This window comes from Bradyrhizobium cosmicum, from assembly GCF_032290525.1.
Taxonomy (GTDB): domain Bacteria; phylum Pseudomonadota; class Alphaproteobacteria; order Rhizobiales; family Xanthobacteraceae; genus Bradyrhizobium; species Bradyrhizobium cosmicum_A.
Window position 1 is genome coordinate 241,061 of the sequence record NZ_JASXTA010000003.1, and the last position, 26,156, is coordinate 267,216.

Sequence of the window (26,156 nt, forward strand, 5' to 3'; positions counted from 1 at the left end):
GAGGCTACTCCTTTAAGTTCCCAATATAGGCGAGGTTTCGACGGAATATGTTGCTTTTTCCTCATCTTGGAAGCCTGGCCGTTCCATCCGATGCGGCCAAACGCCTCGATAACGTCGCCGCGAGGCCCGGATATGGAAACGGCCAGGCTTTTCAGCCTGGCCGCATAGTCCAAGATGAGTTTCGAAGGCTTTACTTTGAGGCCGTCGGCAGCGGCTGCGGATGCTCGGACAGTGAATTCAGATACGCAATGACGTCGGCGCGCTCGGAATCCTTGGGAATGCCGGCGAAGCCCATCGCGGTGCCAGGGATGAAGCCCTTCGGGCTGGCGATAAACTTGTTGAGGTCGTCGAACGTCCAGGTGCCGCCCTTGGCCTTCATGGCGGCCGAGAAGTTGAAGCCGCCACGGCCCTCGCCGCGCTTCTCGCCGACGACGCCGTAGAGGTTCGGACCGACACGATTCGGACCGCCCTTCTCGAAGGTGTGGCAGGCGCCGCACTTCTTGGCGGCGGCAGCGCCCTTCTCGACCGAGGCGGTCTGGAGCAGCTTTTCGATCGGCTCGGCAGACGCGGCAGCCGCGCCGCCTTCCTTGCCGTGGCCGGCGTCTTCCTTGACTGCGATCTCGAAGCCCGGCTTTTCCGGCATCTTGGGCGAGAACAGCGCTTGGGCGGTGAAGCTCGTCACCAGCAGGATGAGACAGGTGCCGAGCACGGCACCGAGAATCTTGTTGAGTTCGAAAGAGTCCATTTCCGGCCAGGCCCCACACCGCAAGAAGGAAACAGCGGCCGCGCGGCCGCCAGGACGAGCCTCGGGAGAATCAAACGTTCCTTATTGTTTCCCCGAGTTTTGCCATTGAGATATCGGTTTGCCCGGGGTCTGGCAACCCGTATAAGCGACCCGGCTTTCAGCCCGTCCCTACCCCATTTCTCGACGCGGAAAACGTACCGTTTCCAGGCCTTTGACCCGATGACCGATCCCCGCATCCTGGTGCTGATCCCGGCCCGCATGGCCGCCACCCGCCTGCCCGGCAAGCCGCTCGCCGACATCGCGGGGCTGCCGATGATCGTGCACGTGTTGCGCCGCGCCGAAGCCGCCGGGATCGGCCGGGTCGCCGTGGCAACCGACACGGCCGAGATCGCCTCGGTCGTGACCGCCCATGGCGGCGAGGCCGTGATGACCCGCGCCGAGCACCCCTCGGGCTCGGATCGTATCCACGAGGCCATGCAGAAGCTCGATCCGGACGGCAAGGCCGAGATCGTGGTCAATCTGCAGGGCGATTTCCCGACCATCACGATCGACAACATCCGCGAGGTGCTGCCGCCGCTGCAGGATCCGGCCGTGGACATCGCGACGCTGGCCTCGCAGATCCATACCGAGGAGGAGGACCTGGCGCCGAGCGTCGTGAAGGCGATCGGGACCTCACTCGGCGGAAGGCGGATGCGCGCACTTTATTTCACCCGCGCGACCGCCCCGACCGGCGACGGACCGCGTTACCACCATATCGGCCTCTACGCCTATCGCCGCGCCGCACTGGAGCGCTACGTCCGGCTTCCGCCCTCGCCGCTGGAATTGCAGGAGAAGCTCGAGCAGCTCCGGGCGCTGGAGGCCGGGATGCGGATCGACTTCACCATCGTCGATACCGTGCCCCGCGGGGTCGACACGCCGGCGGACCTCGAGACCGCGCGCAGCATCCTTTCCAAATCCTGAGCCGCTGCTACAAGGCCGAGCATGAGCAAGATGAAGATCGCATTCCAGGGCGAACCCGGGGCCAATTCCCACATCGCCATCGTCGAGGCCTATCCCGACGCCGAGCCGCTGCCGTGCGCAACCTTCGAGGACGCGCTGTCGGCGATCTCGTCGGGCGAGGCCGACCTTGGCATGATCCCGATCGAGAATTCGGTCGCAGGCCGCGTCGCCGACATCCATCATCTGCTGCCGGCTTCCGGCCTGTTCATCGTCGGCGAATGGTTTCTGCCGGTCCGGCATCAACTGATGGCGGTGAAGGGGACCAGGCTCGAAGACATCAAGAGCGTCGAGAGCCATGTGCACGCGCTCGGCCAGTGCCGGCGCATCATCCGCAAGCTCGGCATCAAGCCGATCGTGCATGCCGACACCGCCGGCAGCGCCCGCGATATCTCCGAGCGCAACGACAAGACCGTCGCTGCGATCGCCTCGCGCCTGGCCGCAAAAATCTACGGCCTCGACATTTTGGCCGAGGACATCGAGGACGAGGCCCATAACACCACGCGCTTCGTGGTGCTGGCGCGCGAGCCGAAATGGGCTGCGCAGGGCTCCGGCCCGTTGGTCACCACTTTTGTATTTCGAGTGCGCAACTTGCCGGCCGCGCTCTACAAGGCGCTCGGCGGCTTTGCCACCAACGGCGTCAACATGACCAAGCTCGAGAGCTACATGGTCGACGGCAATTTCTTCGCCACGCAGTTTTATGCCGACGTCGATGGCCATCCCGATGACAAGGGCCTGGCGTTCGCGATCGAGGAGCTGAAATTCTTCTCTCGCGAATTCCGCATCGTCGGCGTGTATCCGGGACATCCCTTCCGGGCGACGTTCAGCGAGACCCAGCAGGACTAGTCTCGTGTCCCGGACGCGCGAAGCGCGAGCCGGGACCCAGAGGCCACGATATCCGGAGCACGATCGTGTTTACGCGGTCGCTTTCAGCCCGAATGCATCGGCCAGAAGCGAATACGACTTCTTGCGCGCCTCGTGATCGTACACGGCCGTGATTACCATCAGTTCGTCCGGCTTGCTCGCATCGATCAATGGCTGAAGCTTTTTCTGGACGGTCGCAGGGCTACCGACGAACAGGCGCGAACGGTTGCGCGCGATCGAGATGCGCTCGGAATCCGTATAGGGATAGGCCGTCGCCTCTTCGACGCTCGGCAGCGGCAGATACTGACCACGATCGCGGCGCAGGCGGTTGAGGTCGAACGACGTGGCGAGCTTTTCCGCCTCCTCGTCGGTATCGGCAGCGATGACGGCAACCGCGAGGATCGCGCGGGGATTCGCGCTCCACGCCGAGGGCTGGAAGCGACTGCGATAGTGCACCATCGCATCGATAGCGTCATGGGACGCAAAATGATGCGCGAAGGCGAAGCCCATGCCGACTTGCGCGGCCAGTTCCGACGAATAATCGCTGGAGCCGAGCAGCCAGATCGGCGGCAACGGCGAATCGTCGGGCATCGCGACGACGTTGTGGTAGGGATGGCCTGAGGGAAATTCGCGGGTTTCCCACAGGATCAATTCATGCAGCCGCTCCAGGAAATCGTCGCCCTCGCGCCGATCGAGCCGGCTGCGTAGCGCGTAGGCCGTGGCGCCATCCGTGCCGGGCGCGCGGCCGAGACCAAGATCGATACGGCCGGGAAACAGCGCCTCCAGCATCTTGAAGCGCTCGGCTACGACCAGGGGCGCGTGGTTGGGCAGCATCACGCCACCGGAGCCGACGCGGATGTGCTTCGTCACCGCCGCGATCTGCCCGATCATTACGTCGGGCGCAGGGCTCGCCACCGAGGCGAGGTTGTGATGCTCGGCGAGCCAGTAGCGGACATAGCCGAGCCCGTCGACATGGCGCGCCAGATCGATGCTGTTGCGCAGCGCTGCGGCGGGTTTCGTGCCTGTGGTGACGACGGAGAGGTCGAGGACGGAGAGCGGGATCATGGCGCGCTAAGTTAGTGGAGGTGGGCGCGACGACAATGGGCAGACGGCGCAGGTCTGGCGTGTGCGGGCCGCGAGTTCGGGCGGCGGACCGAACTCGGCTCGGTGGGATGGATTTATCCTCAGCAGCAGGATCTTTATACTGCCCACCATAGTTTTAATCATCTGTCAGCGACAACTCCCCGCAAATTATTGATTTATTGTTATTTTTGTAGAAATTGCGCTTCCCACTTCCAAGGCTTATTGCACAATAATTTGCCTTTCGACGGCAAAATTGGGCAATTTCCCACCTCCGATGGGCTGTCGAGTGCCGCCGCTTTGGCTTATCTTAGCCACTTCCAATCTAGACCGACGCCGGCCGCCAAAATCCTGGAGTGAGTGGTGCCATGACTGATCCGACAATTCCTGCCCAGGCTGGCGGGCAAGACGGGCACCTGAAGCGGCCTGCGATCTCCTTCGAGTTCTTTCCGCCCAAGACGGAAGATATGGAGCGCAATCTCTGGGAGACCATCAACCGGCTAGCCCCGCTCGACCCGAAATTCGTCTCGGTCACCTACGGCGCCGGCGGCTCGACCCGCGAGCGCACCCATTCCACCATCTCGCGCATCCTGAAGGAGACGGCGCTGCTGCCGGCCGCGCATCTGACCTGCGTCGGCGCCTCGCGCGGCGAGATCGACGAGATCGTCGACCGCTATCACGAGGTCGGCGTCCGCCACATCGTTGCCTTGCGCGGCGATCCACCCGGCGGCATCGGCACGGCCTATTCCAGCCATCCCGACGGCTACCAGAGTTCTGCCGATCTCGTCGCCGGCATCAAGAAGCGCCACGCTGATATCGAAGTGTCGGTCTCCGCCTATCCCGAGAAGCACCCCGAAGCGCGCGACTTCGACGCCGATATCGACATGCTGAAGGCCAAGGTCGACGCTGGTGCTGCGCGCGCTATCACCCAGGTGTTCTTCGATAACGACCTCTACTTCCGTTTTCTCGACCGTGTCCGTGCGCGGGGGATCAACATTCCGATCGTGCCGGGCATCATGCCCATGCACAATTTCAAGCAGGCGCGCAATTTCGTCACCCGCGCCGGCACTACCGTACCGGACTGGTTCGCCGCGAAATTCGACGGCCTCGACGACGACGCCGAGACCCGCAAGCTGGTAGCCGCGACCGTCGCCGCGGGCCAGGTGCAGAAGCTCGCCAAACACGGCGTCGACACCTTCCACTTCTACACCATGAACCGCGCCGACCTCGTATTCGCGATCAGCCATTTGCTCGGCATCCGCGCCAAGAGCGCGCAGAAGGCGGCATAAGACAGCATGACCGTATCCATCTCTCCCAAGCGAACTGCCCTGCTCAATGCCGCGCGCGAGCGCATCCTCGTGCTCGACGGCGCCATGGGCACGATGATCCAGAACCTTCAGTTCGACGAAGCCGCCTTCCGCGGCGAGCGCTTCAAGAACTTCCATCGCGACCTGCGCGGCAACAACGACCTGCTGATCCTGACCCAGCCGCAGGCGATCGAGGACATCCACGCTGCCTATTTGCGCGCCGGCGCCGATATCGTCGCGACCAACACGTTCTCGACCACCTCGATCGCGCAGGCCGATTACGATCTCGCCGACATCGTCTACGAGATGGCGCGCGAAGGCGCCCGCCTCGCCGGCAATGCCGCACGGCGCGTCGCCGCCGAGGACGGCAAGCCGCGCTTCGTCGCCGGCGCCATCGGTCCGACCAACCGTACCGCCTCGATCTCGCCCGACGTGTCCAATCCGGGCTACCGCGCCGTCACCTTCGACGATCTGCGCAAATCCTATGGCGAGCAGATCAACGGCATGCTCGACGGCGGCGTCGACCTGCTGCTGGTCGAGACCATTTTCGACACGCTGAACGCCAAGGCGGCGCTCTATGCGATCGCCGAGATCACCGAAGCGCGCGGCATCGACGTGCCCGTGATGGTCTCGGGCACCATCACCGACAAGTCCGGCCGCCTCCTGTCCGGCCAGATGCCGGAAGCGTTCTGGAATTCGGTGCGGCATGCAAAACCCGTCACGATCGGCTTCAACTGCGCGCTCGGCGCCGAAGATCTGCGTGCACATATCGCCGATATCGGCCGCGTCGCCGATACGCTGGTGTGCGCCTATCCCAATGCCGGCCTGCCCAACGAGTTCGGCCAATACGACGAGACTCCGGACTACATGGCGCGCCTGGTCGGCGAGTTCGCGCGCGACGGCCTCGTCAACATCGTCGGCGGCTGCTGCGGCACCACGCCGGACCACATCGCGGCGATCGCCGCCGCGGTAGCCCCGCATAAGCCGCGCATCGTGCCCGAGATCGAACCGCGCTTGAAACTCTCCGGCCTCGAGCCCTTCATCCTGACCGACGCGATTCCGTTCGTGAACGTCGGCGAGCGCACCAACGTCACCGGCTCCGCGCGCTTCCGCAAGCTGATCACCGCCGGCGACTACACGGCGGCGCTGCAGGTCGCCCGCGACCAGGTCGAGAACGGCGCGCAGATCATCGACGTCAACATGGACGAAGGCCTGCTGGATTCCGAAGCCGCGATGGTGACCTTCCTCAACCTCGTCGCCGCCGAGCCCGACATCGCCCGCGTCCCGGTCATGGTCGACTCTTCGAAATTCTCGGTGATCGAGGCCGGCCTGAAATGCGTACAGGGCAAACCGGTCGTCAACTCGATCTCGATGAAGGAAGGCGAGGAGAAATTCATCTACGAAGCGAACATCGCGCGGCGCCACGGCGCGGCCGTGGTGGTGATGGCGTTCGACGAAGCCGGTCAGGCCGACACGTTCGCGCGCAAGACCGAAATCTGCAAGCGCGCCTACGATATCCTGGTCAATCGCGTCGGCTTCCCGCCGGAAGACATCATCTTCGATCCGAACATCTTCGCGATCGCGACCGGCATCGAGGAGCACAACAATTACGGCGTCGACTTCATCGAGGCGACGCGCTGGATCCGCCAGAACCTGCCCGGCGCGCATATTTCCGGCGGCGTCTCCAATCTGTCGTTCTCATTCCGCGGCAACGAGCCGGTGCGCGAGGCCATGCACTCGGTGTTCCTGTATCATGCCATCAAGGCGGGCATGGACATGGGCATCGTCAATGCCGGCCAGATGATCGTCTATGACGACATCGACCCCGAGTTGCGCCAGACCTGCGAGGACGTCATCCTCAATCGCGACCCCGGCGCCTCCGAGCGCCTGCTGGCGCTGGCGGAAAAATTCCGCGGCAACAAGACCCAGACCAGGGAAGCCGATCTCGCCTGGCGCGAATGGCCGGTGGAGAAGCGGCTGTCGCATTCGCTGGTGCATGGCATTACTGAGTTCATCGAAACCGATACCGAGGAAGCCCGCAAAGCTTCGAAGCGTCCGCTCGACGTGATCGAGGGCCCGCTGATGGCCGGCATGAACGTGGTCGGCGACCTCTTCGGCGACGGCAAGATGTTTTTGCCGCAGGTGGTGAAATCCGCCCGAGTCATGAAGCAGGCGGTGGCCTGGCTGATGCCGTTCATGGAGGAGGAGAAGGCGCGTAACCTCGCCAACGGCATCGGCACCGAAGGGTCCTCGTCTGCCGGCAAGATCGTGCTCGCGACCGTGAAGGGCGACGTCCACGACATCGGCAAGAACATCGTCGGCATCGTGCTCCAGTGCAACAATTTCGAGGTCATCGACCTCGGCGTGATGGTGCCGGCGGCGAAGATCGTCGAGACCGTGAAGGCGGAGAAGGCCGACATCGTCGGGCTATCCGGCCTGATCACGCCCTCGCTCGACGAGATGGCGTTCTTCGCCGGTGAATTGCAGCGCGAAGGGTTGAAGCTGCCGCTGCTGATCGGCGGCGCCACCACGAGCCGCGTGCATACCGCCGTCAAGATCGACCCGAGCTATCGCGCCGGGCCGGTGGTGCATGTCAACGACGCCAGCCGCGCCGTCGGCGTCGCCTCCTCGCTGCTCTCGCCGGAGAAGCGCGAGGCCTACGCCGCCGAAGTTCGCGCCGAATACGCCAAGATCTCGGATGCGCATTTCCGCGCGCAGGCCGACAAGAAGCGGCTGAAGCTGGATGTCGCCCGCAAGAACCGCGTGCCGGTCGACTTTGCCGCCAACAAGCCGGTGAAGCCGACCTTCCTCGGCACCCGCAGCTTTGACGACTACGATCTCGCCGAGCTGGTGCCCTATATCGACTGGACGCCGTTCTTCCAGACCTGGGAGCTCGCCGGCCGCTTCCCCGCGATTCTCAACGATGCCAAGGTCGGCGAGGTCGCGCGCTCGCTCTATGACGACGCGCGCAAGATGCTCGACCTGATCGTCAAGGAGAAATGGTTCCGGGCGCGCGCCACGGTCGGCTTCTGGCCGGCCAACGCCCAAGGCGACGACATCGTGCTCTATGCCGACGAGAGCCGGACCAAGAGCATCGCGACGCTGCACACGCTGCGCCAGCAGCTCGAGAAGCGCGAGGGCCGCTTCAACGCGGCGCTCTCCGACTTCATCGCGCCCGCCGGCGTACCTGATTACATCGGCGGCTTCGTCGTCACCGCAGGCATCGGCGAGGACGCGGTCGCCGACCGCTTCAGAAGCGCGAATGACGACTACTCCTCGATCCTGTGCAAGGCGCTGGCCGACCGCCTCGCCGAAGCCTTTGCCGAGCGCATGCATGCCCGCGTGCGCCGCGAGTTCTGGGCCTATGCGCCGGACGAGACGCTGTCGACCGACGAGCTGATCCTGGAAAAGTACCAGGGCATCCGTCCCGCGCCCGGTTATCCCGCGCAGCCCGATCACACCGAGAAGGCGACGCTGTTCGAGCTGCTCGATGCGGAGAACTCGGCGGGCGTGAAGCTGACCGAGAGCTTTGCGATGTGGCCGGGCTCGTCCGTATCAGGGCTCTATTTCGCCAACCCCGAGAGCTATTATTTCGGCGTCGGCAAGATCGAGCGCGACCAGGTCGAGGACTACGCCGCGCGCAAGGGCATGAGTGTCGCGGAGACCGAGCGCTGGCTCGCGCCGGTGCTGAACTACATTCCGGCGCAGCAGAACGCCGACAAGGCTTTTGCCGCGACGGCCGCGAACGACGAGACCCTAGAGGATCTCGCCTCGCATCCCCCGGGCTGCACTTGCGCGGTGCATCTGGTCTGGCAGAAGAAGCGCGCGGGGGCGGGCTAGACCCGCCTCCAAAACAAAAATGCGAAAACAACCCCATGCACAGTAGCGATGGGGTTGAAAAGCCTGAGTAATTTCGGCAATGCCGAAACGGGCTTGCTCCGTCGGGCAAAACACCTGTAATATTCCATCATCGCCTGCCATGCCGATGGATGCCACACCCGCGGTCGCCATCCTCCCCTGGAGGGCAGGGTAACAGGCCTCACCCCTTCGGCGGCGCCAGCGGCTGCACGATCTCCTGGAACGGCGCCAATGCTTCGCAACGCTCGGCATGCGCGGACAGCGCCGGATAACGCGCGGCGTCGAACAGAAGCGGGTGCGCCTCGCGGGTGAAGCGCACGACGCAGGCCACCGCAATATCGGCGTGGCCGATGCGATCGCCCAGCCAGTATGGCGTCGTCACCTTGGCGCGCTCGGCCTCCAGCGCTTTCAGCACGTCCGCGATCTGCGCCTCGCAGCGCTGGACCCACAGCGCAAGCTGCTCCTTCCGCAGCACGCGCTCGTAGAGCAGGCTGACCGCCTTGTCGCCGAGTCCTGAGGCGAGCGCGCAGATGCGCAAATGCCTGCGTCGCTCGGCGCCGCTGCGCGGCAGCATGGCCTTCTCGGGTCCGACGAGCTCGTCGAGATAATCCAGGATGATCGTGCTCTCGATCAGCGCCTCGTCGTCGTCGAGCACCAGGGTCGGCACGCGGCGCAGCGGATTATAGGGCGCGATCTTGTCGGCATCGCCGAAGGTCGACCAGGGCCTGTGCTCGAAGGCGAGACCGTAAAGCCGCAGCGCGATCGCGACGCGGCGGACGAAGGGGGAGTCGTATTGGCCGATCAGGAACATGGTTTTGCGCTCTTGTCATTTTTTCCGGCAGGGCCGATCAGTTTCCACGGCAAGGCCACAGTGGCGCAAGAAAAATCATGGAAGTGGAGCATTGCGCCGGATGCAACGGCGCCGCGACAGCCTCTGCCGGATGCGCTATCAAGGACGGCATCATGACAGCAACAATGGACATCAATCGGGAGCGGATCGCGGCGACCGAGGCCGTCATCCGCCCGCACATCAGGCGCACGCCGCTCGTCGAGGCTGATCTCGCCGATTTTGGCCTGCCGTCCGCGCCGGTCACTTTCAAGCTTGAGCTGCTGCAGCATTCCGGCTCGTTCAAGGCGCGCGGCGCCTTTGCCAACCTGCTGTTGCGGCAGGTGCCGAAGGCCGGAATCGTCGCGGCGTCCGGCGGCAATCACGGCGCGGCGGTCGCCTATGCCGCGCAACGGCTCGGCATCCCGGCCACGATCTTCGTGCCCGACATCACCTCGCCGGCGAAGGCCGAACGCATCAAGAGCTACGGCGCGCAGCTCGTGGTCGCCGGCGCCCGCTATGCCGACGCGCTCGCCGCGAGCGAAAGCCATGTCGCGCAGACCGGCGCGATGGCGGTGCATGCCTACGACCAGGCCGAGACCTTGCTCGGTCAAGGCAGCGTCGGAATGGAGCTGGAGCAGGATGCAGCGGGCATCGACACGGTGCTGGTGGCGGTCGGCGGCGGCGGCCTGATCGGTGGTATGGCAGCGTGGAGCGCCGGCAGGACACGCATCGTGGCGGTCGAGCCGGAGCAGTCGCCGACGCTGCATGCCGCCTTCGCGGCGGGCGCGCCGGTCGATGCGCCAGCGGGCGGGATCGCCGCCGACAGTCTCGCCCCGCGGCGCGTCGGACAATTGATGTTTCCGATCGCGCGGGCCCATGTCGAGCGGGTCGTCCTGGTTACTGACGATGCAATCCGGCAGGCGCAGGCGGCGCTGTGGTCGAGCTTGCGCGTTGTGGCCGAGCCTGGTGGCGCGACCGCATTTGCCGCCTTGCTCTCCGGCCGCTATCGTCCCTCACCGGGCGAACGCGTCGCGGTGCTGCTCTGCGGCGCCAACACCAATGCGGTGAATTTCAACAGCTAACGAGCGTTGCATGACCAGGTATCGCGGACTCATCCTGACGTTGATCCTGCTTGCCCTGCCCGGCCACGGCGCCGACGCGCAGGACCGCCCGATCGGCTTCCAGACGCCGTCGAAGAACATCGCCTGCCAATTCTTTGCGGATAATGGACAAGGCGTGCTCCGCTGCGACATCATGAACATGGAGACCCGCCCGCGCCGGCCCGCCGACTGCGAGCTCGAATGGGGCAACGCCTTCGAGATGAGCGCGAAGGGAGCTGCGGGCCGCATCTGCGCCGGCGACACCATCATGGACCCGTCGCTGCCGGTGCTCGCCTATGGCGAGGTGTGGCAGCGGGCGGGGTTCACATGTCGGTCGGAGCAGACGGGGTTGACCTGCTTCAACGCCATGCAGCGGGGGTTTTCGCTCGCAAGGGCGAAGCAGGAGGTGTTTTGAGGGGTAGCCCGCATAGAGCGGAGCGGAATGCGGAAACGCTGTCCCGGATTGCGCTTCCGCCTTCGCCCTTCGAGCCTCGGCGGACAAAGCGGTCCATCCGGCGACGATGCCGTCGCGCATTGATCTGCCGCGACGACAGCGCCACACTCCGTCATTGCGAGCGAAGCGAAGCAATCCAGGATCTTTCCGCGGAAGTGAGCTGGATTGCTTCGTCGCAAGAGCTCCTCGCAATGACGGGGGGAGGCAGTAGCGCGCTATTCGATGATCGGCACATGCTTCGCCGCATCTCGCGGCGCCGTTCCGTCGAGGCGAGGATCGTCGGCGATCTCGATCTGGCGGCGGAACGGGCGGAAGCCGGAGCGTTGGTAGAACGCGACAGCCGACGGATGATCGAAGGTGCAGGTGTGCACCCAGACACGGTGGAGATCGCGTGACCACACAGTCTCCAGCGCGCGGTTCATCAGGAAGCGGGCGGCACCCGTCCCGATCAACCCGGCCGTGACGCCGAAATAAACCAGCTCGCACTGGCCGGCTTCGCGGAAGTCCAATTCGAGCAGGCCTTCATCGCGTCCATCCACGGCCAGCGCGTAGACTTCTATCCCAGGTGCGTGGATGACTGCAGCGAGCTCGGCATCGTTCATACGCGCCCGCGAAAACCACAACCACTCCTCGCCGACGCGGCGGTGGAGGTCGCGATACCAGTCGAGCGCGGGCGCATCGACCTTGCGCAGCGTCCATGCGCCCGGGGGATCGTCACGGCGCGGCGGACGCGCGGTCATCTCCAGATGGGTGACGACGGCGGCGATCTTCCCGTGGGGGACGTCGGAGTATCCGTCGGGGAGGATCATGGGAATTCCTGTAGGGCAAACTAGCGACTGAAGCGGGACTGCACCCCCTCGCCCCGTTCTTACGGGGAGAGGGTTGGGGTGAGGGGCGTCTCTCCACAGATGAGATGGCGGCGAGAGCTGTACCCCTCACCCGGAACGCATCTAGCGATGCGTTCCGACCTCTCCCCGCAAGCGGGGAGAGGTGACGAAGCCGCTACCCCTCCCCCTCGTCGCTCGCCAGCACGCCCTTTACCGCCCGCGCCCAGCCGGCAAGCTTGCGCTCTCTTGTCGCCTGGCTCATGTTCGGCTTGAAGCGGTGCTCGAGGCGCCAGTTGTCGGCGAATTTTGTCGGCTCGGGATAGACGCCGGCCTGGAGGCCGGCGAGGTAGGCGGCGCCGAGTGCCGTGGTCTCCTGGATCACGGGGCGATAGACGGGGGCGTCGAGGAGATCGGCGAGGCGCTGCATGGTCCAGTCCGATGCGGTCATGCCGCCGTCGACGCGGAGGACGACGCTGGCGGTTTCCGAGCTCGGCCAATCCGCGCGCATCGCGGCCCACAGATCAAACGTCTGGTAGCAGACGCTCTCCAGCGCGGCATGGGCGAGTTCGGCGGGACCGGTGTTGCGGGTGAGGCCGAACAGCGCGCCGCGCACGCGCGGATTCCAGTAGGGCGCGCCCATGCCGACGAAGGCCGGGACGAGATAGACGCTCTGCATGGAGTCGGACTGATCGGCAAGAGGACCGGTCTCGGCGGCGTGCTTGATGATGCCGAGGCCGTCGCGCAGCCACTGCACTGCTGAGCCCGCAACGAAGATCGAGCCTTCGAGCGCGTAGGTGCGTTTTCCACCGAGCTGATAGGCGATGGTGGTGAGCAGCTTGTTCTTCGACACGACAGGCGTGGTGCCGGTGTTGAGCAGCGCAAAGCAGCCGGTGCCGTAGGTCGACTTCATCATGCCCGGGCGGAAGCAGGCCTGGCCAATGGTGGCGGCCTGCTGGTCGCCGGCGATGCCGGCGATTGCGATCGCGCCGCCGAACAGATCGGGCACGCTCTCGCCGAAATGGGCGGAGGAGTCCTTCACCTCGGGCAGCATCGAGCGCGGCACGCCGATGATCTCGAGCAGTTCGTCGTCCCACTGTCCGGTGTGGATGTTGAACAGCAGCGTGCGCGAGGCGTTGGTGGCGTCGGTGGCGTGCACCTTGCCGCCGGTGAGGCGCCACAAGAGATAGCAATCGACGGTGCCGAACATCAGCTCGCCGCGCGCGGCCCGCGCCCGCGCGCCGGGCACGTGGTCGAGGATCCAGGCGACCTTGGTGCCGGAAAAATAAGGATCGATGATCAGGCCGGTCTTCTGCGAGATCACCGGCTCGCGGCCGTCGGCTTTCAGTTTGGCGCAGATGTCGGCGGTACGGCGGTCCTGCCAGACGATGGCACGGTGCACGGCCTGCCCGGTGGCGCGGTCCCACACCACGGTGGTCTCGCGCTGGTTGGTGATGCCGATCGCGGCGATGTCCTTCGCGGTGATGCCGGCCTGCGCGATCGCATCGCGGCACACCGTCACGGTCGAGGTCCAGATGTCCTCCGGCTCGTGCTCGACCCAGCCCGAGGCCGGAAAATGCTGCGGAAACTCGGCTTGCGCCTTCGCCGCAATGGAAATGTCGCCGCGAAACACGATGGCGCGCGAGGAGGTGGTGCCCTGATCGATGGCAAGGACGAAAGACATGGTCGCTACCCTGGCGTTTGTCTTGGTGGCTTTTTTCGGCGTTCCCCGAGGGGATCATCGTGTTGCGCCAAAAGGAGCGGATTGGAGGCGGAAGGTCAAGGCCGCCTTCCCCGTCGAGGCAGTCGACAGTGCACAGGCTGCTCAGCCGGAGACTAGGACAGCGGGAGCGAAGATGGTACATGCCGGGCCGGGTTAAATCGGGCCGGCATGACATTCACTTCCTTTCAGTTTGGCCTCTTCGTCGCGGTCGTGTTCGGCGCCTATTATCTGCCGCCCTTGCGCCGCTTCCAGGTCCAGCTGCTCGTGCTTGCAAGCCTGGTGTTCTATGGCTCGGGCCAGCCGGACCTGCTGCCGCTGCTGCTCCTCGCCGTACTCGGAACCTATCTCTGCCTGGTGCTGGCCTTCGACAACCGCGCGATCTGGATGCCGGCCGGAATCGTCTTCAATCTCGCTCTGCTTGCGTTCTTCAAATACAAATTTCTGTTCGTCGATGCGGCCACGGCTCATCCGACCGGCTTCGCGCCGCTGGATTTCCTGCTGCGGTTTCCGCTGCCGATCGGCATCTCGTTCTTCGTGTTCCACAACATCAGCCTCCTGGTCGACCTCACGCGCGAGAAGCGGCCGCCGCCGCTGCGGGATGTCTTCCTCTACATCATCTTCTTCCCGCAGCTCGTGTCCGGGCCGATCACGCGCGCGGGCCAGTTCATGCCGCAAATCGTCCCCAAGCGGATCTCCGACGTCGATTTCGTCGAGGCGGCCAAATGGATCCTGACCGGCTTCTTCTTCAAGCTCTACGTCGCAAACAATCTCAACGAGATGACGTCCTACATGGACTATCCGCTCTATGAGACGGTGGCCACGCAGGACCGCTGGCTGCTCGTGTTCCTGTACAGCTACCAGATCTATGCCGACTTCTTTGGCTATTCGGCGATTGCGCTCGGCCTCGGGCTGCTGTTCGGCTACCGCCTGCCCGTCAACTTCGACCTGCCCTACATCTCGGCCTCGTTTTCCGAGTTCTGGACGCGCTGGCACATCTCGCTGTCCACCTGGCTCAGGACGTATCTCTACATCCCGCTCGGGGGAAATCGGAAGGGACCGGCCAGAACCTGCCTCAATTTGATGATCGTGATGACGCTCGGAGGCCTGTGGCATGGCGCGAGCCTGGGCTACGCATTGTGGGGCATGCTGCACGGCCTGCTGCTGGTCGTCGAGCGGCCGTTTCTGACGGTGCTGGGCGAAGCCGGCCCCGTCGTGCGGATTGCCCGCATGGGCGTCGTGTTCTTCTGCGTGACGATGCTGTGGATCTTCTTCAAGCTGCCGAACTTCGATCACGCGCTCGGCTACCTCGCGGGCATGTTCGCGCCGACGGACAATCCCAATCCGACGAAGCTGTTCCGCAACATGGCACTGCTCTACGCGCTCCCCGTCCTCATCCAGCATCTCGGCCTCGGCGCGCTCGTCGGCGGCAGGCTGCGGCGATGGGAGCCGTATCTCTACGGCGCGCTTGCGGCGCTGGCCTATCTCGAGGCGGGGCCGGACGCCGCTTTCATCTATTTCCAGTTCTGATGGTGGCACAGATGTCCGGGCTTCCATGGCTGATCAGATGCGCGGGTGTCGCGGCGGCGCTGCTGTTGGCCTGCGGGCTTGCCACGGCGCGGTTCGGCTCGGCGCTCCAGCAGCCGTCCGTCTCGACCCGCGACGGCAGCCTCGTCACCCTCAACCGCTATCTGAGGGAGCCCGTGCCTGAGATCGTGCTGGTGGGCAGCTCGGTCGCCTGGCGTCTCAAGGAGGAATATTTCTCGTTGCCCCGCCTCCGCAATCTCGCGCTGGCCGGAGGTTCGCCGGTCACTGCCCTGGAGATCCTGGCCAGGCAGCCAAGCTTGCCGAAGATCATCCTGATCGAGACCAACATCCTCTCGCGCGACGCCGACGCCGAGCTGATCGCACGATACTCGGGCGGTGCGCGCGCGGAAGCGTCGTTCCTACGCCCCGTGCGCACGGCGGTTGCGGCATATGAGACGTGGAATCATGCGCCGCCCGATCCAGCCCGGGCGCGGGCCGAACGCGATCGCCTGCTCGGCCAGCCGCCGAGCACGTTCGACAACAAGGTCTATCTCGAGCTTGCGCTGCGACAGATGAACGAAGGTGACCCGACGACGCCGGCGCGCGCCAATGTGGCCCGCGTCAGAGAGCTGATCGACGACCTCGAGCGGGGCGGGTCGCGGGCGCTCCTGGTCGAGATTCCGTTCGAGGCCGAGATCGAGGACGCCCGCTTCGTCGCGATGAGCAAGGCGATTGTCCACGCCGCTTTTCCCGACCAGGCGCTGTGGCTGCCGATCGATCCACCGCGTAGCGAATTGCGCTGGGCCGACGGCGTGCATCTCGACGAACGATCGGCCCTGATCGTCGTGCGCGCCATTGAAAGAGCCTTGGCCGAGCGCGAGGGCGTACGTCGCCCTTAGGATGCGAGGCTACACCGCCGCCGTGGTCACGCCGCCATCGATGACGATGGTCTGCCCCGTCATGAAGCTCGAGGCGTCCGAGGCCAGATACGCCACGGCGCCGGCGATTTCGTCGGGTTCGCCGATGCGGCGCAGCGGTGTGGTGGCGGTGCGGCGCTTGAGGTTGGCTTCGTCTTCCCACAGCGCGCGGGCGAAATCGGTCTTGACGAGGCCGGGTGCGATGCAGTTGACGCGGACGCCTTTCGGGCCCCATTCGCCGGCGAGCGAGCGGCACAGCGCGAAGTCGGCGGCCTTGGAGATGCCGTAGGCACCGATCACGGTGGAGCCGCGCAGGCCCCCGATCGAGGAGATGATGACGACGGAGCCGTTGCCACGATCCGCCATCTGCGGGATCGCGAGCGCGGAGAGCCAGATGTTGCTCTTGACGTTCGAGCCCATGATCTTGTCGAAGGCCTCATCGGTGATGTCGAGCAGTGGGCCGTAATACGGATTCACCGCGGCGTTGCAGACGAGGATGTCGATCTTGCCGTAATGCTTGATGGTGCCCGAGATCAGCGCCTCGACCTCAGCCTTGCGCGCGATGTTGCAGGGAATGACGGTGGCGTCTCCACCGGCCGCGATAATGCCGTCGGCGACGTCCTTGCAGGCGTCAGCTTTGCGTGAGGAGACCACGACCCTGGCACCGAGCTTTGCCAGAAGCTCGGCGGAGGAGCGGCCGATGCCGCGGCTGGAGCCGGTGACGATTGCGACTTTTCCGGTGAGATCGAACGGGGTGTTTTTCATTGTTGATGGGCTCAGCTGAGGCCACTTGTTCGGAGTCATCGCCCGGCTCGACCGGGCGATCCAGTATTCCAGAGACGGCGCGGCTGGAATCGAGCGGCCGCGGCGTACTGGATCCCCCGCTTTCGCGGGGGATGACAGTCGTCGCGTGACTCAGATCAAACCTCCACCGTCCGCGACGCGGCGCTGGTGGTAGTCGGTGTCGCCGAAGCTGTTCTCGATCATGGTGAGGCGCTTGAAGTAGTGGCCGATCTTTGCCTCCATGGTCATGCCGATACCGCCGTGGAGCTGGATCGCCTGCTGTCCCACGAACTTCAGCGACTTGCCGATCTGCACCTTGGCCGCGGCGATCGCGTTGGTGCGCTCCTTGGCATCCTCGAAATCACCCGCCATGGTCGCAAACATCGACATCGAGCGCGCCTGCTCGGCCGCGACGAACATATCGGAGGCGCGATGCTGGAGCGACTGGAACGAGCCGATCGGCACGCCGAATTGCTTGCGCGTCTTGATGTACTCGACGGTGGTCTTGAGCGACTCGTCCATCAGACCGACCGCCTCGGCGCAGAGCGCGATGCGGGCCTCATCCACCACGCGCTCGATCAGCGCGAGCGCGTCGTCGGGATTGCCGAGCACGGCATCGGCGCCGATTTCGACACCGGTGAAGGTGATGTCGGCGGCGTGCAGGCCGTCCTGGGTCGGGTACGACTTCTTGGTGATGCCCTTGGCATTTGCCGGCACCAGGAAGACGCCGATGCCGGTCTTGTCGCGGCGCTCGCCCTTGGTGCGTGCGGTGACGACAAGCGTGTCGGCGTTCTCGCCGTTGAGCACGACGAACTTTTCGCCGTCAATGACCCAGCCGTCGCCCTTTTTCTTGGCCGTCGTGGTGACGTCGAACAGATCGTAGCGCGAGTTCTTCTCGAGCTGGGCAAACGCCAGCGTCTTGCTGCCGTCGATGATGCCGGGCACGTGCGCCGCCTTCTGCGCATCGGTTGCGGCATGGCGCAGGAAGCCGCCGCCGATCACCACCGTTGGCAGATACGGCTCGAGCACCAGCGCCTTGCCGAGCGCCTCCATCACGATCATGGTCTCGACGCCGCCGCCGCCGAAGCCGCCATCGGCCTCGCTGAAGGGCAGGCCGAGCAGGCCCTGCTCGGCGAGCTTGAGCCAGACCGCTTTGCTCCAGCCGCCCTTCTCCGCCATGTACTTCTTGCGGCTTTCGAAATCGTAGGAATCGGTCAGCAGGCCGTCGATGCTGTCCTTGAGAAGCCGCTGCTCCTCGTTCAGGTCAAAATCCATCTGTCTCTCCAATTGGCGGGCATTGCCCCGCCATCGCCTCACCCTCAAACGTCATCCCCGCGAAAGCGGGGATCCAGTAAACGCAGCCGTCCGTCGTACTCACGACCGCCGCGGCGTACTGGGTCCCCCGCCTCCGCGGGGGACGACACCGTCATTCCTGACTCACAGTCCCAGCACCGCCTTGGCGATGATGTTGCGCTGGATCTCGTTGGAGCCGCCGTAGATCGAGACCTTGCGGTTGTTGAAGTAGCTCGGCGCGATCTGGGCGGTCCAGTCCATGGCTTCGTTCGAGCCGTCATCGCCGTGCACATCGTAAGGCGCGGCGAACGGGCCGATCACTTCCATCAACAGCTCGGTGGTGGTCTGCTGGATCTCGGAGCCCTTGATCTTCAGCACCGAGGACGCCGGATTGGGCTTGCCCTTGCCGTGCTTGCCTTCGTCGGCGACGACGCGGAGCTGCGTGAGCTCGAGCGCCTTCAGTTCGATCTCGCAGGCCGCCAGCTTCTCGCGGAACGCGGCGTCCTGGATGATCGGGCGGCCAGCGGACTCGACCTTGCCGGCGAGATCGCGGATGCGGCGCAGCCGCTCCTTGGAGACGCCGACGCGGGCGATGCCGGTGCGCTCATTGCCGAGCAGGAATTTTGCGTAATCCCAGCCCTTGTTCTCCTCGCCGATCAGATTCTCGATGGGCACCTCGACGTCGTCGAAGAACACCTCGTTGACCTCGGCGCCGCCGTCGATGGTCTGGATCGGGCGCACCGTGACGCCCTTCGACTTCATCGAGAACACGATGAAGGAGATGCCCATCTGCTTCTTGGCGGCGGGATCGGTGCGGCAGAGGCAGAAGATCATGTCGGCGTGCTGGGCCAGCGTGGTCCAGGTCTTCTGGCCGTTGATGATCCACTTGTCGCCCCTGCGCTCGGCTTTCGTCTTGAGCGAAGCGAGGTCGGAGCCGGAGCCGGGCTCCGAAAAGCCCTGGCACCACCAGTCGTCGACATTGGCGATGCGCGGCAGATACTGCTTCTTCTGCGCCTCGTTGCCGAAGGTGTAGATGACGGGGCCGACCATGCTGACGCCGAAGGCGAGCGGCTGCGGCGCCGGATAGGACTGCAGCTCCTCGTTGAAGATGTAGTGCTGCACGGAGGTCCACCCCGTGCCGCCATACTGCTTGGGCCAATGGCTGACGCCCCAGCCCTTCTTGTTGAGGATGCGCCACCAGGTCACCATCTCGTCCTTCGACAGATGGCGGCCCTCGACCAGCTTGCGCCGCGTATCCGGCGGCACGTTGTCGCGGAAGAATGATCGCACTTCCTCGCGAAACGCCTGCTCTTCCTTCGTGAATGCGAGATCCATCGGATCCTCCTGTGAGCGTTATTGCTAGTTTGTAGCGTGCTGTTGGACTGGTGACGACGATTGCTTCTGCTGCTGGCGCAATTCGTGGCGGGACAGCTTTCCGACCGGCGTGCGCGGCAGATCGTCGACGAACGCGACATCGGCCGGCAATTCGTGCCTGCCGAGCTTGCCGGCAAGCCGCGCGCGCAGCTCGTCGAGCGAGAATGGGTTGGCATCCGGCCTCAGCTTGATGAAGGCCTTTGCGGCCTCGCCGCGATACGGGTCGGGAATGCCGAGCACAATCACCTCGTGCACGCCCGGGATGGTGTAGATCGCCTGCTCGATCATCTGCGGATAGACGTTGAATCCGCCGGAGATGATCATGTCCTTCTTGCGGTCGACCAGGAAGAAATAGCCGTCGGCGTCCATGTAGCCGATGTCGCCGGTGACGAAGCGACCGCCGACGAAGGCTTCCGCGGAGCCCTCCGGCTTGTTCCAGTAGCCTTTGGTGACGTTCGGGCCCTTGATGCGGATCTCGCCGACTTCGCCCGGCGGCAGCACGCGCCTCGGATCGTCCAGCGCGACGACGTCGAGCTCGATACCGGGCAGCATCAGTCCGATCGAGCCGGGCTTGTCGGGTCCCGTGGGCGGATGGCCGGTGCCGGGCGAGCATGTCTCGGTCATGCCCCAGCCGCTCTTCAGCTTCTTGCCGATCTTGCGTTCGAAGAAGTTCGCGACTTCCACCGGCAGCGGCGCGCCGCCGGAACCGATGGTGGCCAGCGAGGAAAAATCGCGCCTGTCGAGATCGGGCAGCGCGGCGAGCGCGATCCACATGGTCGGCACGCCCGGGAAGTAGGTCGCGCGCTTGACCTCGATGTCGCGCATGACCGCTTCGACATCGAAACGCTGATGCAGCGAGATCAGATGGCCGCGGCTGAGCGCGGACAGCAGCACGACAGTCAGCGCGTAGATATGGAACAGCGGCAGCACGCAGATCACGCGCTCGACGACATCGCCGCGGGTCGCGCGTGACGGTTTGCCCCAGACATCGTAGATCGACACCGCCGAGGTGAGATTGCCATGCGTCAGCATCGCGCCCTTGGGAAGGCCGGTGGTGCCGCCGGTATATTGCAGCAGCGCGACGTCATCCGCCGTGACTTTCGGCCATTCTGCCGGTGCCGTCGCGCCCTCGACGAAGGCCTTGAAGGTGACGATGCGGGGATCATCGGGGATCGCCGCCTGTGGCGTGCCGACCCTGCCCCAATTGTCGTCCTCGCAGACGACGAGGCGATCGATCAGCCCCTTCTCCAGAAATTTGAGCGCAGTCGGCAGCAGCGCCTGCAGGTTCGAGGTGACGAGCAGGCGGGAGCCGGAGTCGGAGACCTTGTGCGCCAGCGCGATCTCGCCGTCGAGCGGCGAGAGATGCGCAACGCGGCTGCCTGCCTTGAGCGCGCCGAAGAAATTGATCGGATGGTCCGGCGTGTTGCCGAGGAACAGCGCGACCGAACTGCTCTTGCCGCAGCCGGCACGCAGGAAGGCGGCCGCCGCGCGCTCGGCCATCGCAGCGAGCTCGGTATAGGTGATGGGACGATCGCGGAACTCGATCGCAGTGCGCGGGCCGTACTCGGCGGCAGCTTTCGACAGCAGCTCAGGCAGCGGGCCCTGGACGATGGTGTCGTCCCAGCGCACGCCTTCGGGATAAAACTGTTCGCCAGGATGGGTCATTCTTTGCATCATATTCAGTCGTCATTCCGGGGCGCGACGAAGTCGCGAGCCCGGAATCCATCAGGCCGCGCGTTCAAAGGAAAAATGGATTCCGGGTCTGGCCCTTCGGGCCATCCCGGAATGACGAGAGGATAGGCAGCGGCCATCACGCCGCCTTCGACGCCGCCGCCAGCGAGGCAAACGTCTTGCCTTCGGCCGCGAGCTTCTTCAGCAGCGGCGCGGGCTCGAGGCTGGGGTCGTTGGTCTCCTTGGCGTAGAAGGACAGGCGATCGGCGATGTGCTTGAGGCCGACGCTGTCGGCCCAGAACATCGGGCCGCCGCGATAGATCGGCCAGCCGTAGCCGTAGAGCCAGACCACGTCGATGTCGGACGGGCGCGCCGCGATGCCCTCTTCCAGGATCTTCGCGCCCTCGTTGATCATCGGATACATCATGCGCTCGAGGATCTCCTCGTCGCTGACGATTCGCTTCTTGCGGCCAAGACGCAGCAACGTTTCGTCGATCAGCTTCTCGACCTCCGGATCGGGCAGCGGCGAGCGCGAGCCCGCCTCGTACTTGTAATAGCCCTTGCCGGTCTTCTGGCCGAAGCGGCCGGCCTCGCAGAGCGCGTCCGCGATCTCCGACTTGATGCCGCGGTCCTTGCGCGAGCGCCAGCCGATGTCGAGGCCGGCGAGGTCGCCCATCGCGAACGGACCCATCGGCATGCCGAACTTGGTCACGACGGCATCGACCTGCTGCGGTAGCGCGCCTTCGAACAGCAGCTTCTCGGACTGCTTGCCGCGCTGGGCCAGCATGCGGTTGCCGACAAAGCCGTCGCAGACGCCGACCACGGCCGGCACCTTCGCGATCTTGCGCGCGATATTCACCGCAGTCACCAGCGCATCCGGCGCGGTCTTGTCGGCGCGCACGATCTCGCACAGCTTCATGACGTTGGCCGGCGAGAAGAAGTGCATGCCCAAAACGTCCTGCGGCCGCTTGGTGGACTTCGCGATCTCGTCGATGTTGAGATAGGACGTGTTGGAGGCCAGCACCGCGCCCGGCTTGACGTACTGGTCGAGCTTGCCGAACACCTCTTTCTTCACCGCCATGGTCTCGAACACGGCTTCGATGACGAGGTCGGCGTCGCCGACGTTCTCGATGCCGACGACACCGTTGATCAGCGCCATGCGCTTGGCGGGCGCGTCCGCCGGGATGCCGCCGCGCGCGGCGGTCGCCTCCCAGTTCTTCTGCATGATGCCCATGCCGCGCTTGAGCTGTTCTTCGCCGGTCTCGATCAGAGTGACGGGAATGCCGGCATTGGCGAACGACATCGCGATGCCGCCGCCCATGGTGCCGGCGCCGAGAATGGCAACACGGTTAACGGGACGCGCCTTGGTGCCCTCGGGCACCCCGGCGATCTTGGCGGCCTCGCGCTCGGCGAAGAAGGCATAGCGCTGCGCCTTGGACTGGTCGCTGGCGACGAGCTTGAGGAAGCCCTCGCGCTCCTTCTTCAGGCCTTCGTCGAACGGCAGGTCAATGGCATAGCCGACGGCATCGGCCGCGGCGAACGGCGCTTCCAGGCCGCGCGACTTCTTGGTCATCGCCGCGACCGCGTTGGTGAAGATCGAGCGGTCGGCCTTGGCGGCCGCGATCTTGGAATCGTCGTCCCGCAGCCGGCGCAGCGGACGCTTCTCGGCGAGCAGCTTGCGGACGAAAGCTTCGCCGCCGGAGGCCGGGCCTTCGACGATCTCCTCGATCAGGCCGTTCTTGAGCGCCTCGGCAGCACCGATCGGGTCACCGCCGACGATCATCTTGACGGCAAGCTCCGGACCGACCGCGCGCGGCAGGCGCTGGGTGCCGCCGGCGCCCGGCAGCAGGCCGAGCTTCACCTCGGGCAGGCCGAGCTTGGCCTCTTTGACCGCCACGCGGAAATGACACGCGAGCGCGACCTCGAGACCGCCGCCGAGCGCGGTGCCGTGGATCGCGGCCACGATCGGCTTCGGCGAGTTTTCCATCTCGGCCAGAACCTCGTTCAGTCCCGGCGGCTTCGGCGGCTTGCCGAATTCGGTGATGTCGGCACCGGCAATGAAGGTGCGGCCGGCGCAGGTCAGCACGATGCCCTTGATCGCGGGATCGGCGATCGCGGCCTTGATGCATTCCAGTATACCACCGCGCACTGCGGCACTCAGCGCATTGACCGGAGGGCTGTTCACCGTGACGATCCCGACTTCGTCATGACGCTCTAGCTTGACCACTTCGCTCACGGCTTCCCTCCTTGGTGGGGCTTTACTTTTGCTATTTCGCAGTGCGGAATTTAATTCCGCATCTTGACGGCAGGGTTATTTTGAAGCACGGACGTTGTCAACGACTCCGCGCAAGAAGCAGATCAGGGATGAAGCGTACAGGAAAGAAGACTGCGACCGACCGGAATTTCGTCGTCGCGCTTTCCCGCGGGCTGGACGTGTTGCGCGCATTCGAACCTAATGACGGCCTTCTCGGCAATCAGGAAATCGCGGCCCGCACCAATCTGCCGAAGCCGACCGTTTCGCGGCTGACCTACACGTTGACGAGGCTCGGCTATCTGACGCCGGTTCCCCGCTTCGAGAAATATCAGCTCGCCCCGGCGGCGATGGCGCTCGGTTACGCGGCGCTGTCCAATCTCGGCGTTCGGCATTTGTCCGAGCCGTTTCGCGAGGAAGTGATGCGCGCGACCGGCGGCGCGGTCGCCATCGGCGGCCGCGACCGTCACAGCATGATCTATTTCGGGCAAAGTCGCGGCAGCGAGACGGTCGGCGTTCAACTTGACGTCGGCTCCCGCGTGCCGATTGCAACCAGCGCGATGGGCCGCGCCTATTTCTGGGCGCTCGACGACGACAACCGCGCCGAAGTAACCCGCATCCTGCGCGAACATTACGGCAGCCGCTGGCCCAAGATGCGCGACGGACTGGAGCGTTCCGGCGAGACCGTCGCGAAATACGGCTTCGCGATTTCGGTCGGCGACTGGCACGACGACATCGGCGCCGCCGGCGTCGCGCTCAAGCTCAACGACGGAACCGGACCTTACGCATTCAATTGCGGCGCGCCCGCATTCCGCTTCACGGAAGAGCGTTTGATCAACGACATTGGACCGCGTCTGCTTGCGATGGTAAGGAACATCGAAGCGGCACTCGGTGGACTGATGCCGCAATCCAAAAAAGAAGTCAGCAAAAAGCTGAAATCAGGAGGAAAAGTTGCGCGTGTGGCCGAGGGGTTCAGATAGCGTTCGTCATCACCGGGAGCGGTTCGCATCGCCCCCTCGCCCACTGAATCGCGTGGGCGAGACGACATGACGCAGGCACAGCTCGCGCAGGGGACATCGCCCCTGCTCGCGGTTCGCGACGTCAGCGTCGTGTTCGGCGGCATCATTGCGCTCAACGGCGTGTCCTTCGACATGCACAAGGGCCAGATCCTCGGATTGATCGGCCCCAACGGCGCCGGCAAGACCACACTCTTCAACTGTCTCTCGCGGCTTTACCAACCGTCGTCAGGCGACATCCTGATGGAAGGCACGAGCATCCTGAAGCGGCCGCCGCACCGGATCGCCGAGATCGGAATCGGCCGCACCTTCCAGAACGTGGCGCTGTTTCCCAACCTGTCGGTGATGGACAACGTCCGCGTCGGCGCCCATTCGAAGACCTCCAGCGACATCATCAGCGACTCCCTGCGACTCGCATGGGTCCGGCGCAGCGAGAGCGACGTCAACAGGAAGGTCCACGAGATTCTCGCCTACCTCAAGCTCGAGGATGTCGCCCACACCGTCGTCTCAGGGCTTCCCTTCGGCACCCAGAAGCGCGTCGAGCTGGCGCGCGCGCTCGCGGCCGATCCGAAGATCCTGCTGCTCGACGAGCCGGCCGGCGGCCTCAACCACGAGGAAGTCCATTTGCTCGGCGACCTCATCCGCAAAATCCGTGACGAGCGCCACATGACCGTGCTGCTGGTCGAGCACCACATGGGCCTCGTGATGTCGATCGCCGACCACGTCGTCGCGCTGAATTTCGGCAAGAAGCTCGCCGAAGGCACGCCGGCCCAGGTGCAGGCCGATCCCGAAGTCATCAAGGCCTATCTCGGGAGCAAGGACCAATGACGACGCTGCTCAACGTCAAGGACCTGCGCGCCTATTACGGCCAGGTCCAGGCGCTCCACGGCCTCTCCTTCTCGCTCAATGAGGGGTCGCTGACGACGCTGCTCGGGGCCAACGGTGCCGGCAAGACCACCACCTTGCGCGCGATCTGCAACATGGTGCGCTCCACCGGTGCGATCGAGTTCGAAGGCAAGCCGCTGAGCAACCGCTCCACCGAGAGCATCGTGCGGTTCGGGATCGCCCATGTGCCGCAAGGGCGCGGCACCTTCACCACCATGACGGTGGAGGAGAACCTCCAGCTCGGGGCCATCACCCGCAAGGACAGCGCTGGCATCATCTCCGACATCGAGCGCATGTACGCGCATTTCCCGGTACTGAAGCAGCGCCACACCCAGCAGGCCGGCACGCTCTCCGGCGGCGAGCAGCAGATGCTCGCGGTCGCCCGCGCGCTGATGCTGCGGCCGCGGCTGATGCTGCTGGACGAGCCGTCCTTCGGCCTCGCGCCGCTGGTGGTGCGCGACCTGTTCGGCATCCTCGGCAAGATCAACCGCGAGGACAAGGTGTCGATCCTGGTGGTCGAGCAGAACGCCCAGCTCGCGCTCGAGCTCGCCGACCAGGCCTATGTGATCGAGACCGGACGCATCGTGATGTCGGGCAATGCCAAGGACATCGCGAACAACGAAGAAATCCGCAAATCCTATCTGGGTTACTGAGGAGCCGGC

General features: G+C 64.8%; 21 protein-coding genes. 11 read left to right on the forward strand and 10 right to left on the reverse strand.

Annotation, left to right across the window (positions count from 1 at the left end):
- Nucleotides 1-190: 190 nt before the first annotated feature.
- A complete protein-coding gene (locus QSV46_RS07225) occupies nucleotides 191-745 on the reverse strand; it encodes a c-type cytochrome (RefSeq protein WP_314948563.1) in 555 nt (184 codons plus the stop codon).
- Nucleotides 746-964: 219 nt separating this feature from the next.
- Between QSV46_RS07225 and QSV46_RS07230 the strand changes: the two genes are divergently transcribed.
- Nucleotides 965-1,705 carry a 3-deoxy-manno-octulosonate cytidylyltransferase gene (locus QSV46_RS07230; RefSeq protein WP_314948565.1) on the forward strand — a complete coding sequence of 247 codons (741 nt, stop codon included), beginning with the start codon at nucleotides 965-967 and terminating at the stop codon, nucleotides 1,703-1,705.
- A 21-nt stretch (nucleotides 1,706-1,726) separates the two neighbouring features.
- Nucleotides 1,727-2,587 (forward strand): prephenate dehydratase, encoded by an 861-nt coding sequence (locus QSV46_RS07235; protein ID WP_314948568.1) that lies wholly within the window; start codon nucleotides 1,727-1,729, stop codon nucleotides 2,585-2,587.
- A gap of 69 nt (nucleotides 2,588-2,656) precedes the next feature.
- Here the strand turns inward: QSV46_RS07235 and QSV46_RS07240 are convergent, their stop codons facing one another.
- Entirely contained in the window at nucleotides 2,657-3,670 is a 1,014-nt protein-coding gene (locus QSV46_RS07240) for an LLM class flavin-dependent oxidoreductase (protein WP_314948570.1), read from the reverse strand.
- 383 nt (nucleotides 3,671-4,053) lie between these two features.
- Here QSV46_RS07240 and metF point away from each other — a divergent pair, with 383 nt between their 5' ends.
- On the forward strand, nucleotides 4,054-4,974 hold the full coding sequence (metF, locus tag QSV46_RS07245; RefSeq protein WP_314948573.1) for a methylenetetrahydrofolate reductase [NAD(P)H]: 921 nt from the start codon (nucleotides 4,054-4,056) through the stop codon (nucleotides 4,972-4,974).
- Between the two features lie 6 nt (nucleotides 4,975-4,980).
- Nucleotides 4,981-8,832, forward strand: coding sequence for a methionine synthase (gene metH / locus QSV46_RS07250; protein ID WP_314948575.1), 3,852 nt, complete (start codon nucleotides 4,981-4,983; stop codon nucleotides 8,830-8,832).
- A gap of 199 nt (nucleotides 8,833-9,031) precedes the next feature.
- Here metH and QSV46_RS07255 read toward each other — a convergent pair whose 3' ends face one another.
- The gene (locus QSV46_RS07255) at nucleotides 9,032-9,661 is read right to left on the reverse strand and encodes a glutathione S-transferase family protein (RefSeq protein ID WP_314948578.1); all 630 of its coding nucleotides are present in this window, start codon (nucleotides 9,659-9,661) and stop codon (nucleotides 9,032-9,034) included.
- Nucleotides 9,662-9,813: 152 nt separating this feature from the next.
- Between QSV46_RS07255 and QSV46_RS07260 the strand changes: the two genes are divergently transcribed.
- Complete coding sequence (locus QSV46_RS07260; RefSeq protein WP_314948581.1) at nucleotides 9,814-10,761, forward strand: threonine/serine dehydratase; 948 nt, start codon at nucleotides 9,814-9,816, stop codon at nucleotides 10,759-10,761.
- Nucleotides 10,762-10,771: 10 nt separating this feature from the next.
- Nucleotides 10,772-11,194, forward strand: a complete 423-nt coding sequence (locus QSV46_RS07265) for a DUF6636 domain-containing protein (RefSeq protein ID WP_314948583.1) — start codon at nucleotides 10,772-10,774, stop codon at nucleotides 11,192-11,194.
- Nucleotides 11,195-11,448: 254 nt separating this feature from the next.
- Here the strand turns inward: QSV46_RS07265 and QSV46_RS07270 are convergent, their stop codons facing one another.
- Both QSV46_RS07270 and glpK read right to left on the reverse strand, forming a co-directional pair.
- Nucleotides 11,449-12,042: a GNAT family N-acetyltransferase gene (locus QSV46_RS07270; RefSeq protein ID WP_314948586.1), complete on the reverse strand. Its 594-nt coding sequence runs from the start codon at nucleotides 12,040-12,042 to the stop codon at nucleotides 11,449-11,451.
- Between the two features lie 193 nt (nucleotides 12,043-12,235).
- A complete protein-coding gene (glpK, locus tag QSV46_RS07275) occupies nucleotides 12,236-13,741 on the reverse strand; it encodes a glycerol kinase GlpK (protein WP_314948589.1) in 1,506 nt (501 codons plus the stop codon).
- A gap of 207 nt (nucleotides 13,742-13,948) precedes the next feature.
- Between glpK and QSV46_RS07280 the strand changes: the two genes are divergently transcribed.
- Together QSV46_RS07280 and QSV46_RS07285 are read left to right on the forward strand one after the other, a co-directional pair.
- A complete protein-coding gene (locus QSV46_RS07280) occupies nucleotides 13,949-15,307 on the forward strand; it encodes an MBOAT family O-acyltransferase (protein ID WP_314948592.1) in 1,359 nt (452 codons plus the stop codon).
- A gap of 11 nt (nucleotides 15,308-15,318) precedes the next feature.
- Nucleotides 15,319-16,203: a hypothetical protein gene (locus QSV46_RS07285; protein ID WP_314948594.1), complete on the forward strand. Its 885-nt coding sequence runs from the start codon at nucleotides 15,319-15,321 to the stop codon at nucleotides 16,201-16,203.
- A 9-nt stretch (nucleotides 16,204-16,212) separates the two neighbouring features.
- On the opposite strand, the gene QSV46_RS07290 is transcribed toward QSV46_RS07285, so the two are convergent.
- From QSV46_RS07290 to QSV46_RS07310, 5 genes are all read right to left on the reverse strand, one after another.
- Nucleotides 16,213-16,986, reverse strand: coding sequence for an SDR family oxidoreductase (locus tag QSV46_RS07290; RefSeq protein ID WP_314948596.1), 774 nt, complete (start codon nucleotides 16,984-16,986; stop codon nucleotides 16,213-16,215).
- A gap of 150 nt (nucleotides 16,987-17,136) precedes the next feature.
- Nucleotides 17,137-18,279, reverse strand: coding sequence for a pimeloyl-CoA dehydrogenase small subunit (gene pimD / locus QSV46_RS07295; RefSeq protein ID WP_314948598.1), 1,143 nt, complete (start codon nucleotides 18,277-18,279; stop codon nucleotides 17,137-17,139).
- A gap of 162 nt (nucleotides 18,280-18,441) precedes the next feature.
- Nucleotides 18,442-19,632, reverse strand: coding sequence for a pimeloyl-CoA dehydrogenase large subunit (pimC, locus tag QSV46_RS07300; RefSeq protein ID WP_314948601.1), 1,191 nt, complete (start codon nucleotides 19,630-19,632; stop codon nucleotides 18,442-18,444).
- A 24-nt stretch (nucleotides 19,633-19,656) separates the two neighbouring features.
- Entirely contained in the window at nucleotides 19,657-21,336 is a 1,680-nt protein-coding gene (gene pimA, locus QSV46_RS07305; RefSeq protein WP_314948602.1) for a dicarboxylate--CoA ligase PimA, read from the reverse strand.
- Nucleotides 21,337-21,481: 145 nt separating this feature from the next.
- Complete coding sequence (locus tag QSV46_RS07310) at nucleotides 21,482-23,578, reverse strand: 3-hydroxyacyl-CoA dehydrogenase NAD-binding domain-containing protein (protein ID WP_314948605.1); 2,097 nt, start codon at nucleotides 23,576-23,578, stop codon at nucleotides 21,482-21,484.
- Nucleotides 23,579-23,706: 128 nt separating this feature from the next.
- On the opposite strand from QSV46_RS07310, the gene QSV46_RS07315 reads away from it, so the two are divergent.
- The 3 genes from QSV46_RS07315 to QSV46_RS07325 all read left to right on the forward strand — a co-directional run bounded on the left by QSV46_RS07315 (nucleotide 23,707) and on the right by QSV46_RS07325 (nucleotide 26,147).
- Nucleotides 23,707-24,573 carry an IclR family transcriptional regulator gene (locus QSV46_RS07315; protein WP_314948609.1) on the forward strand — a complete coding sequence of 289 codons (867 nt, stop codon included), beginning with the start codon at nucleotides 23,707-23,709 and terminating at the stop codon, nucleotides 24,571-24,573.
- Nucleotides 24,574-24,639: 66 nt separating this feature from the next.
- Nucleotides 24,640-25,437 (forward strand): ABC transporter ATP-binding protein, encoded by a 798-nt coding sequence (locus QSV46_RS07320; RefSeq protein ID WP_314948611.1) that lies wholly within the window; start codon nucleotides 24,640-24,642, stop codon nucleotides 25,435-25,437.
- Nucleotides 25,434-26,147: an ABC transporter ATP-binding protein gene (locus tag QSV46_RS07325; protein ID WP_314948613.1), complete on the forward strand. Its 714-nt coding sequence runs from the start codon at nucleotides 25,434-25,436 to the stop codon at nucleotides 26,145-26,147. The genes QSV46_RS07320 and QSV46_RS07325 overlap by 4 nt, the downstream gene beginning before the upstream one ends.
- The last annotated feature ends 9 nt before the right edge of the window (nucleotides 26,148-26,156 follow it).

Bases quoted from the DNA above. Each gene is read 5' to 3' on its own strand.
- QSV46_RS07265 (WP_314948583.1), top strand. From the start codon at position 10,772: ATGACCAGGTATCGCGGACTCATCCTGACGTTGATCCTGCTTGCCCTG.
- QSV46_RS07240 (WP_314948570.1), bottom strand. From the start codon at position 3,670: ATGATCCCGCTCTCCGTCCTCGACCTCTCCGTCGTCACCACAGGCACG.
- metF (WP_314948573.1), top strand. From the start codon at position 4,054: ATGACTGATCCGACAATTCCTGCCCAGGCTGGCGGGCAAGACGGGCAC.
- QSV46_RS07230 (WP_314948565.1), top strand. From the start codon at position 965: ATGACCGATCCCCGCATCCTGGTGCTGATCCCGGCCCGCATGGCCGCC.
- QSV46_RS07235 (WP_314948568.1), top strand. From the start codon at position 1,727: ATGAGCAAGATGAAGATCGCATTCCAGGGCGAACCCGGGGCCAATTCC.
- QSV46_RS07280 (WP_314948592.1), top strand. From the start codon at position 13,949: ATGACATTCACTTCCTTTCAGTTTGGCCTCTTCGTCGCGGTCGTGTTC.
- QSV46_RS07270 (WP_314948586.1), bottom strand. From the start codon at position 12,042: ATGATCCTCCCCGACGGATACTCCGACGTCCCCCACGGGAAGATCGCC.
- pimC (WP_314948601.1), bottom strand. From the start codon at position 19,632: ATGGATCTCGCATTCACGAAGGAAGAGCAGGCGTTTCGCGAGGAAGTG.
- QSV46_RS07225 (WP_314948563.1), bottom strand. From the start codon at position 745: ATGGACTCTTTCGAACTCAACAAGATTCTCGGTGCCGTGCTCGGCACC.
- pimA (WP_314948602.1), bottom strand. From the start codon at position 21,336: ATGACCCATCCTGGCGAACAGTTTTATCCCGAAGGCGTGCGCTGGGAC.
- pimD (WP_314948598.1), bottom strand. From the start codon at position 18,279: ATGGATTTTGACCTGAACGAGGAGCAGCGGCTTCTCAAGGACAGCATC.
- QSV46_RS07320 (WP_314948611.1), top strand. From the start codon at position 24,640: ATGACGCAGGCACAGCTCGCGCAGGGGACATCGCCCCTGCTCGCGGTT.
- QSV46_RS07325 (WP_314948613.1), top strand. From the start codon at position 25,434: ATGACGACGCTGCTCAACGTCAAGGACCTGCGCGCCTATTACGGCCAG.
- metH (WP_314948575.1), top strand. From the start codon at position 4,981: ATGACCGTATCCATCTCTCCCAAGCGAACTGCCCTGCTCAATGCCGCG.
- QSV46_RS07260 (WP_314948581.1), top strand. From the start codon at position 9,814: ATGACAGCAACAATGGACATCAATCGGGAGCGGATCGCGGCGACCGAG.
- QSV46_RS07285 (WP_314948594.1), top strand. From the start codon at position 15,319: ATGTCCGGGCTTCCATGGCTGATCAGATGCGCGGGTGTCGCGGCGGCG.
- QSV46_RS07255 (WP_314948578.1), bottom strand. From the start codon at position 9,661: ATGTTCCTGATCGGCCAATACGACTCCCCCTTCGTCCGCCGCGTCGCG.
- QSV46_RS07290 (WP_314948596.1), bottom strand. From the start codon at position 16,986: ATGAAAAACACCCCGTTCGATCTCACCGGAAAAGTCGCAATCGTCACC.
- QSV46_RS07315 (WP_314948609.1), top strand. From the start codon at position 23,707: ATGAAGCGTACAGGAAAGAAGACTGCGACCGACCGGAATTTCGTCGTC.
- glpK (WP_314948589.1), bottom strand. From the start codon at position 13,741: ATGTCTTTCGTCCTTGCCATCGATCAGGGCACCACCTCCTCGCGCGCC.